The organism is Acidovorax sp. KNOB132, assembly GCF_057541515.1.
Map to the genome: position 1 here is coordinate 17129 of NZ_BAAJYT010000028.1, position 15389 is coordinate 32517.

At 62.9% G+C, this 15389-nt stretch carries 15 protein-coding genes and 1 tRNA gene; 6 read left to right on the plus strand and 10 right to left on the minus strand.

What is annotated here, in order from left to right; all coding sequences use genetic code 11:
• From AC27IO_RS06825 to AC27IO_RS06845, 5 genes are all read right to left on the minus strand, one after another.
• Entirely contained in the window at window positions 1-885 is an 885-nt protein-coding gene (locus AC27IO_RS06825) for a prepilin peptidase (RefSeq protein ID WP_498738042.1), read from the minus strand.
• Window positions 885-2102, minus strand: a complete 1218-nt coding sequence (locus AC27IO_RS06830) for a type II secretion system F family protein (protein WP_272565514.1) — start codon at window positions 2100-2102, stop codon at window positions 885-887. The genes AC27IO_RS06825 and AC27IO_RS06830 overlap by 1 nt, the downstream gene beginning before the upstream one ends.
• Before the next feature lie 20 nt (window positions 2103-2122).
• Window positions 2123-3853 carry a type IV-A pilus assembly ATPase PilB gene (gene pilB, locus AC27IO_RS06835; protein WP_284405479.1) on the minus strand — a complete coding sequence of 577 codons (1731 nt, stop codon included), beginning with the start codon at window positions 3851-3853 and terminating at the stop codon, window positions 2123-2125.
• Between the two features lie 113 nt (window positions 3854-3966).
• Window positions 3967-4043, minus strand: a tRNA-Pro gene (locus AC27IO_RS06840).
• A gap of 20 nt (window positions 4044-4063) precedes the next feature.
• Window positions 4064-4993, minus strand: a complete 930-nt coding sequence (locus AC27IO_RS06845; protein ID WP_498738054.1) for a polyprenyl synthetase family protein — start codon at window positions 4991-4993, stop codon at window positions 4064-4066.
• 256 nt (window positions 4994-5249) lie between these two features.
• Between AC27IO_RS06845 and rplU the strand changes: the two genes are divergently transcribed.
• From rplU to proB, 4 genes are all read left to right on the plus strand, one after another.
• The gene (gene rplU, locus AC27IO_RS06850) at window positions 5250-5561 is read left to right on the plus strand and encodes a 50S ribosomal protein L21 (RefSeq protein WP_092741307.1); all 312 of its coding nucleotides are present in this window, start codon (window positions 5250-5252) and stop codon (window positions 5559-5561) included.
• A 9-nt stretch (window positions 5562-5570) separates the two neighbouring features.
• Window positions 5571-5834, plus strand: a complete 264-nt coding sequence (rpmA, locus tag AC27IO_RS06855; protein ID WP_487113496.1) for a 50S ribosomal protein L27 — start codon at window positions 5571-5573, stop codon at window positions 5832-5834.
• Window positions 5835-5957: 123 nt separating this feature from the next.
• The gene (gene cgtA, locus AC27IO_RS06860) at window positions 5958-7028 is read left to right on the plus strand and encodes an Obg family GTPase CgtA (protein ID WP_317356534.1); all 1071 of its coding nucleotides are present in this window, start codon (window positions 5958-5960) and stop codon (window positions 7026-7028) included.
• A gap of 81 nt (window positions 7029-7109) precedes the next feature.
• Entirely contained in the window at window positions 7110-8249 is a 1140-nt protein-coding gene (gene proB / locus AC27IO_RS06865; protein ID WP_284429253.1) for a glutamate 5-kinase, read from the plus strand.
• 55 nt (window positions 8250-8304) lie between these two features.
• On the opposite strand, the gene AC27IO_RS06870 is transcribed toward proB, so the two are convergent.
• Window positions 8305-9012 (minus strand): RNA pyrophosphohydrolase, encoded by a 708-nt coding sequence (locus tag AC27IO_RS06870; RefSeq protein ID WP_272565507.1) that lies wholly within the window; start codon window positions 9010-9012, stop codon window positions 8305-8307.
• Window positions 9013-9103: 91 nt separating this feature from the next.
• Here AC27IO_RS06870 and AC27IO_RS06875 point away from each other — a divergent pair, with 91 nt between their 5' ends.
• Window positions 9104-10846, plus strand: coding sequence for a proline--tRNA ligase (locus tag AC27IO_RS06875; protein WP_498738046.1), 1743 nt, complete (start codon window positions 9104-9106; stop codon window positions 10844-10846).
• The gene (locus AC27IO_RS06880; protein ID WP_498738048.1) at window positions 10843-11532 is read left to right on the plus strand and encodes a lytic transglycosylase domain-containing protein; all 690 of its coding nucleotides are present in this window, start codon (window positions 10843-10845) and stop codon (window positions 11530-11532) included. Before AC27IO_RS06875 ends, AC27IO_RS06880 begins: the two co-directional genes overlap by 4 nt.
• A 33-nt stretch (window positions 11533-11565) precedes the next feature.
• Here the strand turns inward: AC27IO_RS06880 and paeA are convergent, their stop codons facing one another.
• The 4 genes from paeA to prmC form a co-directional block, all read right to left on the minus strand.
• The gene (gene paeA / locus AC27IO_RS06885) at window positions 11566-12894 is read right to left on the minus strand and encodes a polyamine export protein PaeA (protein ID WP_272565502.1); all 1329 of its coding nucleotides are present in this window, start codon (window positions 12892-12894) and stop codon (window positions 11566-11568) included.
• A gap of 125 nt (window positions 12895-13019) precedes the next feature.
• Window positions 13020-14027, minus strand: coding sequence for an AAA family ATPase (locus AC27IO_RS06890; RefSeq protein WP_284429251.1), 1008 nt, complete (start codon window positions 14025-14027; stop codon window positions 13020-13022).
• Window positions 14028-14184: 157 nt separating this feature from the next.
• Window positions 14185-14511 (minus strand): Grx4 family monothiol glutaredoxin, encoded by a 327-nt coding sequence (grxD, locus tag AC27IO_RS06895; protein ID WP_272565499.1) that lies wholly within the window; start codon window positions 14509-14511, stop codon window positions 14185-14187.
• A 172-nt stretch (window positions 14512-14683) separates the two neighbouring features.
• A partial coding sequence (gene prmC / locus AC27IO_RS06900) for a peptide chain release factor N(5)-glutamine methyltransferase (RefSeq protein WP_498738051.1) occupies window positions 14684-15389 on the minus strand: 706 nt, incomplete at its 5' end.

Consider the following 15389-nt stretch of genomic DNA (forward strand, 5'->3'; position numbering starts at 1 on the left):
TCAAAGCCCCAGGCTGCGCAGTAGCCCTTGCAGGATCGTTTCCGGCCCGAACACCATGGCTGCGAGTCCCGAGCCGACCAGGAACGGACCGAAAGGAACGTATCCGCCTTCGCGCAACTGGCTGGCGAATTTCATGCCGATGCCAATGAACGCTCCGATGACGGACGCAATGAGAATGATGGGCACCAGCGCCGGCCAGCCGAACCAGGCCCCGAGTGCTGCGAAGAGCTTGAAGTCGCCATGGCCCATGCCTTCCTTGCCTGTCGCGAGCTTGAAGGCCCAATACACCGTCCACAGGGACAGGTAGCCTCCAACGGCCCCCATGACCGCGCTGAACAGCGGCACGGCGGTCCACTGCAGCGCAGAGGCGATGAGGCCCGCCCAGAGCAAGGGCAGCGTGATGTCATCGGGCAGCAGCGTGGTGTCCCAGTCGATGAACGCCAGAGCGATCAGCGCGGCGGCGAATCCGCACCACGCCACTGCGGTGAGCGTCGTGCCCCAATGCCAGCCGCAAAAGAAGAAAAGGCCGCCCGTGGCCAGTTCGACCAGGGGATATCTGGGACTGATCCGCACTTTGCAGGCGGAGCACCGTCCGCGAAGCCACAGATAGCTCAGGACCGGGATGTTTTCATACCACTGCACCGCATGCCCGCAGGCAGGGCACCGCGACGCCGGCGTCCAGAGATTGAAGGGTTCCACCGGCGCCACTTCGGCCTGCGTGGACGCCGCATCCTTGTTCGCCATGGCGGCAAAGTCAGCGCATTCTGCGGCCCATTGCCGCTCCATCATCTTCGGCAAGCGATGGATCACGACATTCAGGAAGCTACCGATCAGCAGACCCAAAATGCCGAGTACCGAAGCGTCTCCCCAAGGTCCCAGTTCCATCAGACGACTTGACCCAGTTTGAAGATCGGCAGATACATCGAAACCACGATGCCCCCAATGATGGTGCCCAGGAACACGATGATGATGGGCTCCATCAGGCTGGACAGCCCCGCGACCATTTCATCCACTTCCGCCTCGTAGAAGTCGGCGGCTTTGCCCAGCATGTGGTCGATGGAGCCGGATTCTTCGCCAATGGCGCACATCTGGATCACCATGGACGGGAACACGTTGGCGTTGCCCATGGCAGCCGTCAAGCTCGTCCCGGTCGAGACTTCCTGCTGGATTCTTTCCGTCGCGAGGGCATACACGGAATTGCCGGAGGCACCGCCCACCGAATCCAAGGCTTCAACCAGGGGAACCCCTGCGGCGAACATGGTGGACAGCGTCCGGGTCCAGCGAGCAACGCATGATTTATCGATCAAGGACCCGAACACCGGAAGCCGCAGCAACAGACGGTCCATGAACATCTGTACTTTTTCGCTGCGGCGCCAGGCCTGCATGAAGAAATAAAATCCGCCCCCCAATACGCCAAAAATCAGCCACCACCATTTGACGAAGACCTCGCTCATGGCCATCACGAGGAGCGTAGGTGCCGGCAGTTCAGCGCCAAAAGAGGTAAATACTTCCTTGAATGCGGGGATCACAAAGATCATGATCACCGTGACCACGACGAATGCAACGATCACCACCGAAATGGGGTACATCAATGCCGATTTGATCTTCGATTTGATGGCCTCGGTCTTTTCCATGTACATGGCAAGCCGGTCCAGCAGCGCCTCCAAGATACCCGCGGCCTCGCCGGCTTCGACGAGGTTGCAATAAAGGCTGTCGAAGTACATGGGGTACTTGCGGAAGGCCGCATTCAGCGACGTCCCGGTTTCCACGTCACTTCGAATGTCGTTGAGCAATTTCGTGACGCTGGCATTGGTATTGCCCCGGCCCACAATATCGAAGGATTGCAAGAGTGGCACGCCAGCCTTCATCATGGTGGCCATCTGGCGCGTGAACAATGCGATGTCCTTGGGCTTGATCTTCTTGCCCGAACGCATGCGCCGCTTCTTGATCTTGGTAGGCAGCACACCCTGTCTGCGCAGGGTCGCCTGGACCTGGTTTTCACCTACGGCGCGCACTTCCCCGCGGACAATCTTTCCACTGCGATCCTTGCCCTCCCATTCAAAGACGAAGTCCTTGATATCCCTCGATGCGGCGGTTGCCATAATGATCCTCGCGATTGGCGCTATTCGTTGGTGACGGCCAGCACCTCTTCGAGAGAGGTCAGCCCCATCTTGGCTTTATGAAGGCCTGCTTCGCGCAAGGAGCGAACCCCCTCGGCCTTGGCCTGCTTGGCGATTTCCAAGGCGCTTCCATCGCGCAAAATAATGCGTTGAATTTCTTCGGAAATCGGCATGACCTGGTAAATGCCCAGCCGCCCCTTGTAGCCATTGTTGCAAGCGGAACAACCGACCGGACGATAGGTCACCCAGGTGCCATCGATTTCATCCTCTTTATAGCCTGCCTCGAGCAGGGTTTCATGTGGAATATCGGCGGGTGCTTTGCAGACCGGGCACAAACGGCGAGCCAGGCGCTGGGCTGTTATCAGAATGACGCTGGACGCAATGTTGAATGGCGCAATTCCCATATTGCGCATCCGGGTGAGCGTGGTCGGAGCATCGTTGGTGTGGAGGGTGGACAGCACCAAGTGGCCCGTCTGTGCCGCCTTGATGGAAATATCCGCCGTTTCAAGATCGCGAATTTCGCCGACCATGATGATGTCAGGATCCTGGCGCAGAAACGACTTGAGTGCGGTGGCGAACGTCAGCCCCGCTTTTTCATTGACGTTCACCTGATTGACACCAGGCAAATTGATTTCCGAGGGGTCCTCCGCGGTCGCGATGTTGACGCCTGCCTTGTTCAGCAAGTTCAGGCAGGTATACAAGGAGACGGTTTTCCCTGAACCCGTTGGCCCGGTCACCAAAATCATGCCGTAAGGCCGGCCGATGGCATGCATCAGCCGTTCCTTTTCTTCCGGCTCATAACCCAGCGCATCGATGCCCAGCTTGGCGCTGCTGGGATCCAAAATCCGGATCACGATCTTTTCGCCAAAGAGCGTAGGCAGCGTGCTCACCCGAAAGTCGATGACCCGGTCCGGGCCGACTTTGAGCTTCATGCGGCCATCTTGTGGGACACGCTTTTCCGAAATGTCCAGTCTGGAAATGACCTTGATTCGGGACGCCAGCTTGTCCTTGATGGCAATGGGGGGCGAAGCAATTTCGCGCAATTCGCCATCGATGCGAAAACGCACCCGGTACTGGTGCTCGTAAGGTTCGAAATGCAAATCGGAAGCGCGCATGTTGAACGCGTCCAAAAGCATTTTGTGAAGGAACTTGACGATCGGCGCGTCTTCAACGTCGTTGGCGCTGTCGGAGTTTTCGGGAGCTTCTTCGACCTTGACATCGTCGAACTCGAAATCTCCCCCGCCCGACAGGCTTTCCATCGACTCGCTGACCGACTTGGTATTGGCCTCGATCAGCTTGATGAGCTTGTCGTATTCCGCAATGATCCAGTCCACCCCCATCTGGGTGGTGAATTTGATCTTTTCCGCTGCCTCCTGGTCGGTGGGGTCTGCGGTGGCCACGATCAGCCGGTTGTTGCGCTTGCTCAGTGCCACAACGCGATAGGCGAGGCAGATCTTCGGATCCAGAAGATCTTTGGGAATCCGAAGGGGATCGATGGCTTCCAGATCCAGCAAGGGCGCACCGAATACGGCAGAAACCGTGTGCGCCAGATCGGCAGAGGAAACAGCCCCCGACCCGGTCAACTCGGCAATGAAGCTTGTTTTGCCAACCTGTGACTTGCGAAAGATATCTTCGGCTGATTTTTGACTCAGCTTGCCGGCTGACATCAATGCCCGGCCTAGACCTGGCAGGGCAATTGCGGCGCCTTCTTTGGGTGCGGTATCAACGGCCATGTAACCAGCAGAATCAATGTGGATGGAAAGGAAACCATCCTAACATCGTGCGGATGTTCGGGCCATGGGATCAACGGGATAGAGTGCGGCGAAACCACGAAGGTGTAACAACGTGGTCGGGGTGAGAGGATTCGAACCTCCGGCCTCTACGTCCCGAACGTAGCGCTCTACCAGGCTAAGCTACACCCCGATGTGTTGTTTTCAAGGCAATTACAGACGCCGCTCCAGCAATTGCGAGGCCAATTCTAGCAAACCTTCCGTGTAGCGATTGGAGGGCAATTGCCTCGCAGCATCGATTGCCTGCTGTGCTTGGGCCGCAGCGGCAAGTCGGGTTGCTTCCAGGGCCCCGGTGCTTTTCACAATTTGCACGATGGCTGGAAGTTCTTCCACCGCGCCCGTCTGTATGGCGTTTTCTATCAGGCGCCGCTGCTCCTGGGTGCCGCGCTGCATGGCAATGATCAAAGGCAGAGTGACTTTGCCTTCTCGAAGATCATCTCCCAGGTTTTTACCCATCTCCGAAGAGTCGCCGTCGTAGTCGAGCACATCGTCAATGACCTGGAATGCGGTTCCGAGCGCTTGACCGTAATCTGCGCAAGCTTTCTCCAGATCAGGAGAGCTGCAAGCAAGAATGGCTGCCAGCCGGGCGCTTGCTTCGAAGAGTTTGGCCGTCTTCGAGCGGATGACCTCCAGATAGCCTTGCTCGTCCAGCGATGCGTCATGGGTGTTCATGAGCTGCTGCACTTCCCCTTCGGCAATGACATTGGTGGCCTCTGAAAGAATCTGCATCACGCGCATGTCATCTGCATCAACCATCATCTGGAAAGCGCGCGAGTGCAGAAAATCACCGACCAGCACGCTTGCCGGATTGCCGAAGTTCTCATTGGCAGTCGGGCGCCCTCGCCGCAGGGTGGATTCATCCACCACATCGTCATGCAGCAAGGTCGCGGTATGGATGAACTCCACCACCGCGGCCAGATTGAAACGCTGAAGTCCTTTGTAGCCGAGCGCGCCGCACATCAGCAAAAGCAAGGCTGGACGCAGGCGCTTGCCACCTGCGGAAATGATGTAGCGGGCAATGTCTCCCACAAGAGAGACTGACGAATTCAGCCGGGCGGCAATGACTTTGTCCACCTCGTGCATGTCGTCGGCGATCAAGGCGAGGGTTGCTGAGGTGCTGGAGGTGGTGGTGGACAAGATGAGCGTGTGCAGCGACGAAAAATGGATTATAGGAATCGCTTCGTACCGACTCGGGCGCTCCTGGCTTGCCCACCGCAAAAGACGACTTTTCCGGTTGCCGCCTGGTCGGATGCTGTTGGCTGGCTAAAAAATTTGCCTCGTGCTATATTCGCCGGCTCTGCGGAAATTCGTCCGCAGAACTCCATTCAAAGAGGTTCACATGTACGCGGTCATAAAAACCGGCGGCAAGCAGTATCGCGTTGCTTCCGGCGAAAAAATTAAAGTAGAACAGATTGCTGCGGACGTAGGCCAGGAAATTGTGATCGACCAGGTTCTGGCCGTCGGAAACGGCGCTGAAATCAAGGTTGGCACGCCCCTGGTGTCCGGCGCAACCGTCACGGCAACCGTCGTGGCGCACGGCAAGCACGACAAAGTGCACATCTTCAAGATGCGCCGTCGCAAGCACTATCAGAAACGCCAAGGCCATCGCCAGCAGTTCACCGAACTGCAAATCGGTGCGATCGCCGGTTAAAAGGAGCTGATGTCATGGCACAGAAAAAAAGGCGGCGGCTCTACGCGAAACGGGCGCGATTCCAAGCCCAAGATGCTCGGTGTGAAGGCTTTCGGCGGCGAATTGATCAGCGCGGGCTCGATCATCGTTCGCCAGCGCGGTACGCGTTTCCACCCCGGCACGAACGTCGGTGTGGGCAAGGACCACACGCTGTTCGCACTGGTTGATGGCCACGTGTCCTTCGGCACCAAGGGCGCACTGTCCAAGCACACCGTCAATGTGACGCCGGCCTGACGCCTGCCACTTGATGCTTTCGAAGCCCCGACCTGTCGGGGCTTTGTCGTTTTGGAAGTGTGGGCTGCCGGATAAATCGGCACGGCGTCGCCTTCCGAACCCTGTTTTGTAAACTGGATCCCCATGAAGTTCGTCGACGAAGCCTTTATCGACATTGCTGCCGGCGACGGCGGCAATGGTTGTGTGTCGTTCCGGCACGAAAAGTACAAGGAGTTCGGCGGTCCCAATGGGGGCGACGGCGGCCGGGGCGGGCATGTCTTTGCCGTGGCTGATCCGAATCTGAATACGCTGGTGGATTTCCGCTATTCCCGCCGCCACGAGGCCAAGCGCGGCGAGCACGGCATGGGCTCCGACATGTTCGGTGCCGCTGGCGATGACATCACGTTGAAGATGCCGGTAGGCACCATCATCACCGATGCCGAGACGGGCGAAGTGCTGTATGAACTGTTGGTGCCGGGCGAGGTGGTCACCATCGCCAAGGGCGGCGACGGCGGCTTTGGCAACATGCGGTTCAAAAGCGCCATCAACCGCGCGCCGCGCCAGAAAACACCAGGATGGCCTGGCGAGAAGAAAAATCTCAAGCTGGAGTTGAAGGTGCTTGCCGATGTCGGCCTGCTGGGCATGCCCAACGCCGGCAAATCCACCTTGATCGCTGCCATTTCCAATGCGCGGCCCAAGATCGCCGACTACCCCTTCACGACGCTGCACCCCAATCTGGGCGTGGTTCGGGTGGGGCCGGAGCAGAGCTTCGTCGTCGCCGACATTCCTGGGTTGATCGAAGGTGCTTCCGAAGGGGCGGGGCTGGGGCATCAGTTCTTGCGCCACCTCCAGCGCACGCGTTTGCTGTTGCACGTGATCGATCTGGCGCCTTTCGATGACGCTGTCGATCCTGTCGCGCAAGCCAAGGCCATCGTGGGCGAGCTCAAGAAGTACGACGCGGGTCTCTATGACAAGCCGCGCTGGCTGGTGCTCAACAAGCTGGACATGGTTCCCAAGGAAGAGCGTGAAGCGCGCGTTCGGGATTTCGTAAAACGGTTCAAGTGGAAGGGCCCCGTTTTCGAGATTTCGGCTTTGACGCGCGAGGGTTGCGAGCCATTGATCCATGCCATTTACCGGCATGTGCAGGTTCAGCAAAAGGCCGAACAGACGCCGGAAGAGGTGGATCCACGTTTCGTGGGCGATCGACCCGAGTGATCCTTCTGCTTCGCTACTCCTGCTACTTATTCAATAGCGTTCATCGCTTGTCCATCCAGCGCTGACGCCAATACTGTCCATATGGTTTCCAGCATATTGCGCGACGCGCGCCGCATTGTCGTCAAAGTAGGGTCGAGTCTCGTGACCAACGAGGGCCGTGGCCTGGATGAGGCTGCCATCGGTGAATGGAGTCGCCAACTGGCGGCGCTGGCGCGCGGTGAATCGGGTGGGCGGCGCGAGGTGGTCATGGTGTCCAGCGGCGCGATTGCGGAGGGCATGAAGCGCCTGGGTTGGGCGACGCGTCCGCATGAGATCCATGAACTCCAGGCGGCTGCGGCAGTGGGCCAGATGGGGCTGGCGCAAATGTACGAGACCAAGTTGAGGGAGCAAGGGCTGGGCAGCGCGCAAGTGCTTCTCACGCATGCCGATCTGGCGGATCGGGAGCGATATTTGAATGCCCGGTCCACGCTGCTCACCCTGCTGCGCCTGGGGGTGGTGCCTGTGATCAACGAGAACGATACCGTGGTCACGGATGAGATCAAGTTCGGCGACAACGATACGCTCGGTGCGTTGGTGGCCAATCTGGTGGAGGCTGATGCCTTGATCATCCTGACGGATCAAAAAGGGCTTTACACGGCAGATCCAAGGCGCAATCCGGACGCACAGTTCGTGCACGAAGCCCAGGCGGGCGATCTCGCCCTGGAGGCGATGGCGGGGGGCGTGGGCTCCAGCATCGGCCGGGGCGGCATGATCACGAAGATCATTGCCGCCAAGCGGGCCGCGGGCTCAGGTGCCTCCACTGTGATCGCTTGGGGCCGTGAGACCGATGTGCTCGTGCGCCTGACCCGGGGCGAAGCCATCGGAACGTTGCTGGTCGCGCAAACGCAGAAAAAGCAGGCACGTAAGCAGTGGATGGCGGATCATTTGCAGCTCCGTGGCGCCGTGACCGTGGACATGGGGGCGGCGGTCAAGCTGCGAACCGAGGGAAAAAGCCTTCTGCCGATTGGTATGACCGCCGTGGAGGGGGATTTTTCTCGTGGTGACGTCATCGCCGTGCGTGACGAAGCCGGTGTGGAAGTGGCCCGGGGGCTTGCCAACTACGCCAGTGCGGAGGCCCGTCTGCTGTGCCGCAAGCCGTCGGCGGAATTCGAACGGCTCTTGGGGTATGTCGCCGAGCCGGAAATGGTGCACCGCGACAACATGGTGCTGGCAAACGCCTGACTCAAAGGCATGGGCTTGCGGGCTGCCTTTTCCTTGCGGCAAAGGCAGCGGCGCGTCAAACCAATTTAGGCAGGAACTGCGAAGGCGACAGTGGAATGCCCGCGCCCTGTTCCGAAGGGGGCGAGGTGGCTTTGCTCTTTTGGGGGTCGGGGTCGAAGCTGGCCCCCGGGGGCATTTCCATGCCAGGACTGACCAGCAGGGAGCCTGCCCGGTGCATGGGCATGCCGCTGGGCAAGCCTTCGCCTTCACGGGAGCGCATGCCGCTGCGCAGATAGCGATTGCGTTGCTCGTGGCGCGGCAGAAAGCGCGCCAACTCGGTCAGCGCCATTTCATACACGCCGCGCTTGAACTCCACCACCACATCGAGCGGCACCCAGTAATCGTTCCAACGCCAGGCGTCGAACTCGGGGTGGTTGGTGGCGCGCAGATTCAGGTCCCAGTCATGGCCCAGCAACTGCAGCAGATACCAGATTTGCTTCTGGCCCTTGTAGTGTCCGCGCGCATCGCGGCGGATGTACCGGTCAGGCACCTCATAGCGCAACCAGTCCCTGGTGCGGGCAACCACGCGCACATGGCCCGGCTGCAATCCCACTTCTTCGTGCAGTTCGCGGTACATTGCCTGTTCGGGAGTTTCCCCCCTGTCGATGCCGCCCTGCGGGAACTGCCAGCTGTGGGTGCGGATCCGCTTGCCCCAGAACACCTGGTTTTTCTGGTTGAGCAGGATGATGCCGACGTTCGGCCGAAAGCCGTCCCGGTCAAGCATAATCTAACCCCAATTTTTTAAACTGTGACCATTATGCACGGCGCCTTGTGCGCAGCAAGCAGACCGGGCGCAATTGCATGAAATCCCCCCAATGAAAGCGTCCCAATTCTTCGTCTCCACCCTCAAGGAAGCCCCGGCCGATGCGGAAGTGGTCAGCCACAAGCTCATGACGCGGGCGGGCCTCATCAAGAAGCTGGGGGCGGGCATCTACAACTACATGCCCATGGGACTGCGCGTCATCCGCAAGGTGGAGGCCATCGTGCGGGAAGAAATGAACCGGGCCGGCGCCGTCGAGGTCGCCATGCCCGTGGTGCAGCCGGCGGAGTTCTGGCAGGAGACCGGCCGCTTCGACAAGATGGGCCCGGAACTGCTGCGCATCCAGGACCGGCACGGGCGCGATTTCGTGATCCAGCCCACGAGCGAAGAAGTGGTCACTGACATCGCCCGCCAGGAACTGCGCAGCTACAAGCAACTGCCCAAGAACCTGTACCAGATCCAGACCAAGTTCCGCGACGAGCGTCGCCCGCGTTTCGGGCTGATGCGGGGCCGCGAGTTCATCATGAAGGACGCCTACTCCTTCGACCGCGACCAGGAGGCCGCCAAGGCCAGCTATCAGGTGATGGCCCAGGCCTACCGCCGCATTTTCGACCGCTTCGGCCTGACCTACCGGGCCGTGGCCGCGGACAGCGGCGCGATCGGCGGCGACCTGAGCGAGGAATTCCAGGTGATTGCTGCCACGGGCGAGGACGCGATCGTCTACTGCCCCCAGAGCGACTACGCCGCAAACATGGAAAAGGCCGAGGCGCTGGCCCCGGCAGGCCCGCGTCCTGCGGCAGCCCATGCCCTGGCCAGGACGCCCACGCCGGGCAAGAGCACCTGCGCGGATGTGGCGCAACTGCTGGGCGTGGCGTTGCAGACCACCGTGAAGTCCCTGGTGCTCGCCACCGACGAGACCAACGAGGCCGGCGAGATCGTCAAGACGCAGGTCTGGCTGCTGCTGCTGCGCGGTGACCACGACATGAACGAGATCAAGGTGTCCAAGGTGCCGGACCTGGCGGGTTTCCGTTTTGCCACCGTGGGCGAGATCGAAGACCACTTCGGCTGCAAGCCGGGCTACCTGGGCCCGCTGCAGTTGCAAAAGCCGGTGAAGCTGGTGGTGGACCGCGAAGTGGCCGTGATGGCCGACTGGATCTGCGGCGCCAACGCGATCGACTTCCACATGACGGGCGTGAACTGGGGTCGCGATCTGCCGGAGCCCGAGGTGGTGGCCGACCTGCGCAACGTCGTGGCGGGCGACCGCTCGCCGGACGGCCAGGGTGAACTCGCCATCGAGCGCGGTATCGAAGTCGGCCATGTGTTCTACCTCGGGACCAAGTACAGCAAAGCCATGAACGCCACCTTCCTGGGTGAGGATGGCAAGCCCGCATTTTTCGAGATGGGTTGCTACGGCATCGGCATCACCCGCCTGCCGGCCGCCGCCATCGAACAGAACCACGACGACCGCGGCATCATCTGGCCCGATGCCATCGCCCCCTTCACGGTGGTGGTGTGCCCGATCGGCATGGACCGCAGCGCGGAGGTCAAGGCCGCGGCCGAACAGCTCTACGGTGATCTGCTGGCGGCCGGCATCGACGTGCTGCTGGATGACCGCGGCGAGCGCCCGGGCGCGATGTTCGCCGACTGGGAGCTGATCGGCGTGCCGCACCGCGTGGTGATCTCCGACCGTGGGCTCAAGGAAGGCCAGCTCGAATACCAGCACCGCCGCGATACCGCCGCGACCAAGGTCGCCACGGCCGATATCCTGGCGCACGTCAAGGGCCGGCTGACACCATGAGCGCGATGAAAGGCGAGGCCGGGGCGGTTTCGCGCCGGGCCTGTCTGGTGTCCTTGTCCGCCGGGCCGGCGGCCTGGCTGGCGACCCCCCAGGCCGCCCATGCCGGGGGGCAACTGGAAGAACCCCTGATCGACTCCGTGCGCACTGCCTTGAGTTCCGCAGTGCTCAATCAGGCGCCGCCCGAGCCCCAGTTCGGCACGACGGAAGCGCGGCTGCACTACCTGCGCTGGCTGGGAACCATGAGCGACCGGCTGCGCCGCCGCAAGCCGGATTGGGAGGTGCGCCGGGATTTCCTGCAGACCGTCTGGTACGAGTCCAAGCGGGCAGGGCTCGACGTGTCGCTGGTGCTCGGCCTGGTGCAGGTCGAAAGCGCGTTTCGCAAGTTCGCCGTGTCCAGCGTGGGCGCGCGGGGCTACATGCAGGTGATGCCTTTCTGGACGCGGGTGATCGGCGACGGCGATCCGGGCAAGCTTTTTCATATGCAGACCAACCTGCGCTTCGGTTGCGTGATCCTGCGCCACTACCTGGACCGGGAGCGTGGCGATCTGTTCATGACGCTGGGCCGCTACAACGGCAGCCGCGGCCGGCCGCAGTACCCCGACGCGGTGTTCGCTGCGCAGCGCAACTGGGTGTTCCAGGACCGCATCACCACCGCAGCCGAGGGCCTCGCACCGGCCGGTGGATAGCCGCCCGGTCGGGCCTCCTGGGTGCCGCCGCCCTCAGATGGCGCTGGCCGCGGCGATGGGCACGCCGTTCGCATCCTGCAGCCGCGACACCATGATCTGGTCGATGCGGTAGCTGTCCACGTCCAGCACCTCGAACTTGTAGCCGCCCCAGTTCACGCTGTCGGTGCGCCGGGGCACGCGGCGCAGCATCACCATGAGGAAGCCGGCCAGCGTTTCGTACTCTTCGGCGTGGGGCAGTTCGTCCAGGTTCAGTGCGCGCAGCACGTCTTCGACCGGGGTAACGCCGTCGATGAGCCAGGAGTTCTCGTCGCGGCGCACGATCTGCTCCTCGTCGGCCGGGCCCATGACGAGGTCGCCCATCACGGTGCTCATCACGTCATTCAGGGTGACGACACCCACCACCAGGCTGTATTCGTTCACGATGACCGCAAAGTCTTCGTGCACCTGGCGAAACTGCTCCAGCACTTCGGACAGGGACAGCCGGTCCGGCACGATGAGCACCTTGCGCACCAGGCCCTCGTCGGCCAGCGAGATGGGCTGGTTGTTCAGCACGCGCTGGAAGAGGTCCTTGGCGTCCACATAGCCGACCACGTGGTCGATGTCGCCGTCGCACACGGGATAGGTCGAGAAGGGCTCTTCCGCGATGCGCGCTCGGATCACGGTATCGGGATCGTCGCGCAGGAAGTACGCGATGCGGTCGCGCTGCGACATGGCGCTGCCGACAGTGCGCGTGTCCAGCTCGAACACGTTCTCGATCACCTGCTGCTCCCGCGCGGCCAGCACGCCAGCGCGGGCACCGGCCTCCATCATGGCCAGGATGTCGTCGGAGGTGACCCGGTCGTCCCGCAGCGACGACAGCCCCAGCATGCGGAACAGCAGGTCCGCGCTGCGGCTGTAGAGCCAGACCACGGGCCGCAGCACGGTCATCAGCAGCTTCATCGGCGCCGACACGCGCAGCGCCAGGCGTTCGGGATTGGCCATGCCCAGCCGCTTGGGGAACAGGTCGGCCAGCAGGATGAACAGCGAGGTGATGATGGTGAACGACGCCAGGAAGCCCGCGGTCTCCGCGCGTGCGTTGCTCAGCCAGTAGGCGAACAGTTCGGTGAAATGGGGGCTGAGCGCGCCTTCGCCCACGATGCCGCCCAGGATGGCGACGGCGTTCTGGCCCACCTGCACCACGGTGAAATAGTCGCCGGGCTGCTCCTGCATGCGCATGACGCGGTCGGCGCGGGTGTCGCCTTCGTCGGCCATCTGGCGCAGGCGCAGGCGGCGCGAAGCCGCCAGGGAGATTTCCGCGATGGAGAAGAACGCGCTGGCCACGATGAGGAGGCCGATAACAAAGAGACTTTGGGACAGGGTCATGGGACGGCAGGCGCCGCCATGATCGTGCTGTGCGCCAGCGTGCCGAGTGTAGCCGCCCTGCCGCGCGCCTTCGCGCGCCCGCACGCAGCGGATGCGAGCGGGCGGCGAGGGCGGCGGGGGCTACTTCACTGCAGGAAGCCGATGCGCGATTTGCCGCCTGCGCTGCGCGGCAGGTCGCCCACTTCGACCGCGCTGCGGTGCTGCAGGCGCGCGTTGCCGAAGCCCGTCATCAGGGCGCGGCGCATTTCGCGCGGGGGCATCTGCGCGAGCACGTCCAGCACGTCGGACTGCGGCTCGGGGTCGAGCATGCGGCCCCAGTCGTGGCCGTTGCGGATGCCCTGGTAGAGGTTGCGCGCAATGGCGCGGGCCTGCTCCGGCGTGGGCGCCTGCACCTCGAACACGTTCATGCGGTTGAGGATGGGGTCAGGGATGCCGCGCTCGTCGTTGGCGGTGGTGATCCAGATGACCTGGCTCGCGTCGATGGCGACCTCGGCGAACTCGTCTGTGAAGCTCTGCGCCGTGTCGTGCTCCAGCAGGCCATACAGCGCGCCCAGCGGGTCGTACTGCGCGTCGCTCGCGGCCTTGTCGATCTCGTCCACGACGATGACGGGGTTGGCGTATTCGCCTTCCACCAGCGCCTCGAACACCTTGCCGGGCCGCGCGCCCTTCCACTGCGAGGACGAGCCCGACAGCAGCCAGCCGGCGGTCATCGAACTCATGGGCACGAGGTTCATGCCGGTGCCGAGCAGCTCGGCCAGGTGCCGCGCGAAGTGGGTCTTGCCGATACCGGGCGGGCCCAGCAGCAGCATGGGCGTGACTTCGAGCCCGTCGCGGCTGTCTTGCGCCAGGGCCACGTGGCGCTTCACATCGTCGAGGACGTCGGTGAAGTTGGGCAACTGGTCATAGAGATGGGCCATGTCCGGCACGCCGGAAGGCTTGACCTGGAAGCGTTCGGGCCCGCGTTCCAGCATGCGTTCATACACCGCGCGCAGATTTTCGTATTCGCGCTGGCTGCCGCCGTCCTGCAGCCGCGTGAGCTTGCGCTCGACGTCGCAGGGGTGGAACACGTTGCGCAACTGGGCCACCGGCAGGCTCAGGGCCGGCGTTTGCGGAACAAGGCTTTGTGTCGTCATGGCGCGCTCCTGTGTGAGGAAGTCACGCACCCATTCAAGCACACAACATGCCCGGTCTCAACGGCGGAAAAACCCCGTCAACCCGCCCCTGTTGTTCCCATGCAAAAGGCCGCCCGGGGGCGGCCTTCGGTCAATGCAGCCGCCGGGGCTGCCGGCGTCACTCGCCCTGCGTGCCCAGCACCTGCTTGAGCTCGCCCGACTCGTACATCTCCATCATGATGTCCGAGCCGCCGATGAATTCGCCCTTCACGTAGAGCTGCGGGATGGTGGGCCAGCTGCTGTATTCCTTGATGCCCTGGCGGATCTCCGGGTCGTCCAGCACGTTCACCGTGGCCACGCTCTTGGGGTCCACGCCGCAGGCCTTCAGGAGCTGGATCGCGCGGCCCGAGAAGCCGCACATCGGAAAACTCGCGCTGCCCTTCATGAACAGCAGGATGTCGTTGGATTTGACGAGGGCGTCGATGCGTTGCTGGGTGTCGCTCATGGGTTGCTCCTGAAAGTGGCCGTGGATCGGCGGCAAGGCGTGATTATTTCACTGTCGGCGAAGGCCGGTGGGCGCCGCGGTGATCCGCGGCATGCCCTGGCGGTGGTGCGCAGGCTCCACATGGGGGCGCCGCGGGCGCTTTCCAGTGCCGGCGGCCAGGGGATGGATCGCATCACGGTGCGGGCGGGCGGCGGCCGCCGGTGCAGCGCGCATGCCCGGCCAGATCGGTGCGGCTTTGCACCTCGGTGAAGCCGGCCTGGCGCAGCAGCGCCTGCACGGCCTCGGCCTGGTCCCAGCCGTGCTCCAGCAGCAGCCAGCCGCCGGGCACCAGATGGGCCGGCGCCTGCACCGAAATGGTGCGGATGTCGTCCAGGCCGTCCGCGCCGCTGGCCAGTGCGTTCAGGGGCTCATGGACGAGGGCCGCCAGGTGCGGGTCGTCCGCCGCGATGTAGGGAGGGTTGGAGACGATGGCATCGAATTCCGCGCTGCCGCTCAGGCCCGCGAGCCAGTCGCCTTCGGCGAAGCGCACCGGCAGGCCCAGCCGCTCGGCATTGGCCAGGGCGACCTGCAAGGCCTGGGCGCTGGCATCGACCGCCAGCACCTGCGCGTCGGGCCGCTGGTGCTGCAAGGCAAGGGCGATGGCGCCGCTGCCGGTGCCCAGGTCGGCCACGCGCGGGGCGGCGATGGGCTGGAGCACCTGCAGCGCCCAGTCCACCAGGGTTTCGGTGTCCGGTCGCGGGTCCAGCACGCGGGCATCGACCTGCAGCGCCAGGCCGTAGAACGCCTTGCGGCCCGTCAGGTAGGCCACCGGTTCGCCGGCCACGCGGCGCCGGCACAGCGCCAGGAAGGCGTCCATCGCCGGCGGGGGCCACGGCGTC

Bases quoted from the DNA above. Each gene is read 5' to 3' on its own strand.
- AC27IO_RS06825 (WP_498738042.1), bottom strand. From the start codon at position 885: ATGGAACTGGGACCTTGGGGAGACGCTTCGGTACTCGGCATTTTGGGT.
- AC27IO_RS06830 (WP_272565514.1), bottom strand. From the start codon at position 2,102: ATGGCAACCGCCGCATCGAGGGATATCAAGGACTTCGTCTTTGAATGG.
- pilB (WP_284405479.1), bottom strand. From the start codon at position 3,853: ATGGCCGTTGATACCGCACCCAAAGAAGGCGCCGCAATTGCCCTGCCA.
- AC27IO_RS06845 (WP_498738054.1), bottom strand. From the start codon at position 4,993: ATGCACGAGGTGGACAAAGTCATTGCCGCCCGGCTGAATTCGTCAGTC.
- rplU (WP_092741307.1), top strand. From the start codon at position 5,250: ATGTACGCGGTCATAAAAACCGGCGGCAAGCAGTATCGCGTTGCTTCC.
- rpmA (WP_487113496.1), top strand. From the start codon at position 5,571: ATGTCATGGCACAGAAAAAAAGGCGGCGGCTCTACGCGAAACGGGCGC.
- cgtA (WP_317356534.1), top strand. From the start codon at position 5,958: ATGAAGTTCGTCGACGAAGCCTTTATCGACATTGCTGCCGGCGACGGC.
- proB (WP_284429253.1), top strand. From the start codon at position 7,110: ATGGTTTCCAGCATATTGCGCGACGCGCGCCGCATTGTCGTCAAAGTA.
- AC27IO_RS06870 (WP_272565507.1), bottom strand. From the start codon at position 9,012: ATGCTTGACCGGGACGGCTTTCGGCCGAACGTCGGCATCATCCTGCTC.
- AC27IO_RS06875 (WP_498738046.1), top strand. From the start codon at position 9,104: ATGAAAGCGTCCCAATTCTTCGTCTCCACCCTCAAGGAAGCCCCGGCC.
- AC27IO_RS06880 (WP_498738048.1), top strand. From the start codon at position 10,843: ATGAGCGCGATGAAAGGCGAGGCCGGGGCGGTTTCGCGCCGGGCCTGT.
- paeA (WP_272565502.1), bottom strand. From the start codon at position 12,894: ATGACCCTGTCCCAAAGTCTCTTTGTTATCGGCCTCCTCATCGTGGCC.
- AC27IO_RS06890 (WP_284429251.1), bottom strand. From the start codon at position 14,027: ATGACGACACAAAGCCTTGTTCCGCAAACGCCGGCCCTGAGCCTGCCG.
- grxD (WP_272565499.1), bottom strand. From the start codon at position 14,511: ATGAGCGACACCCAGCAACGCATCGACGCCCTCGTCAAATCCAACGAC.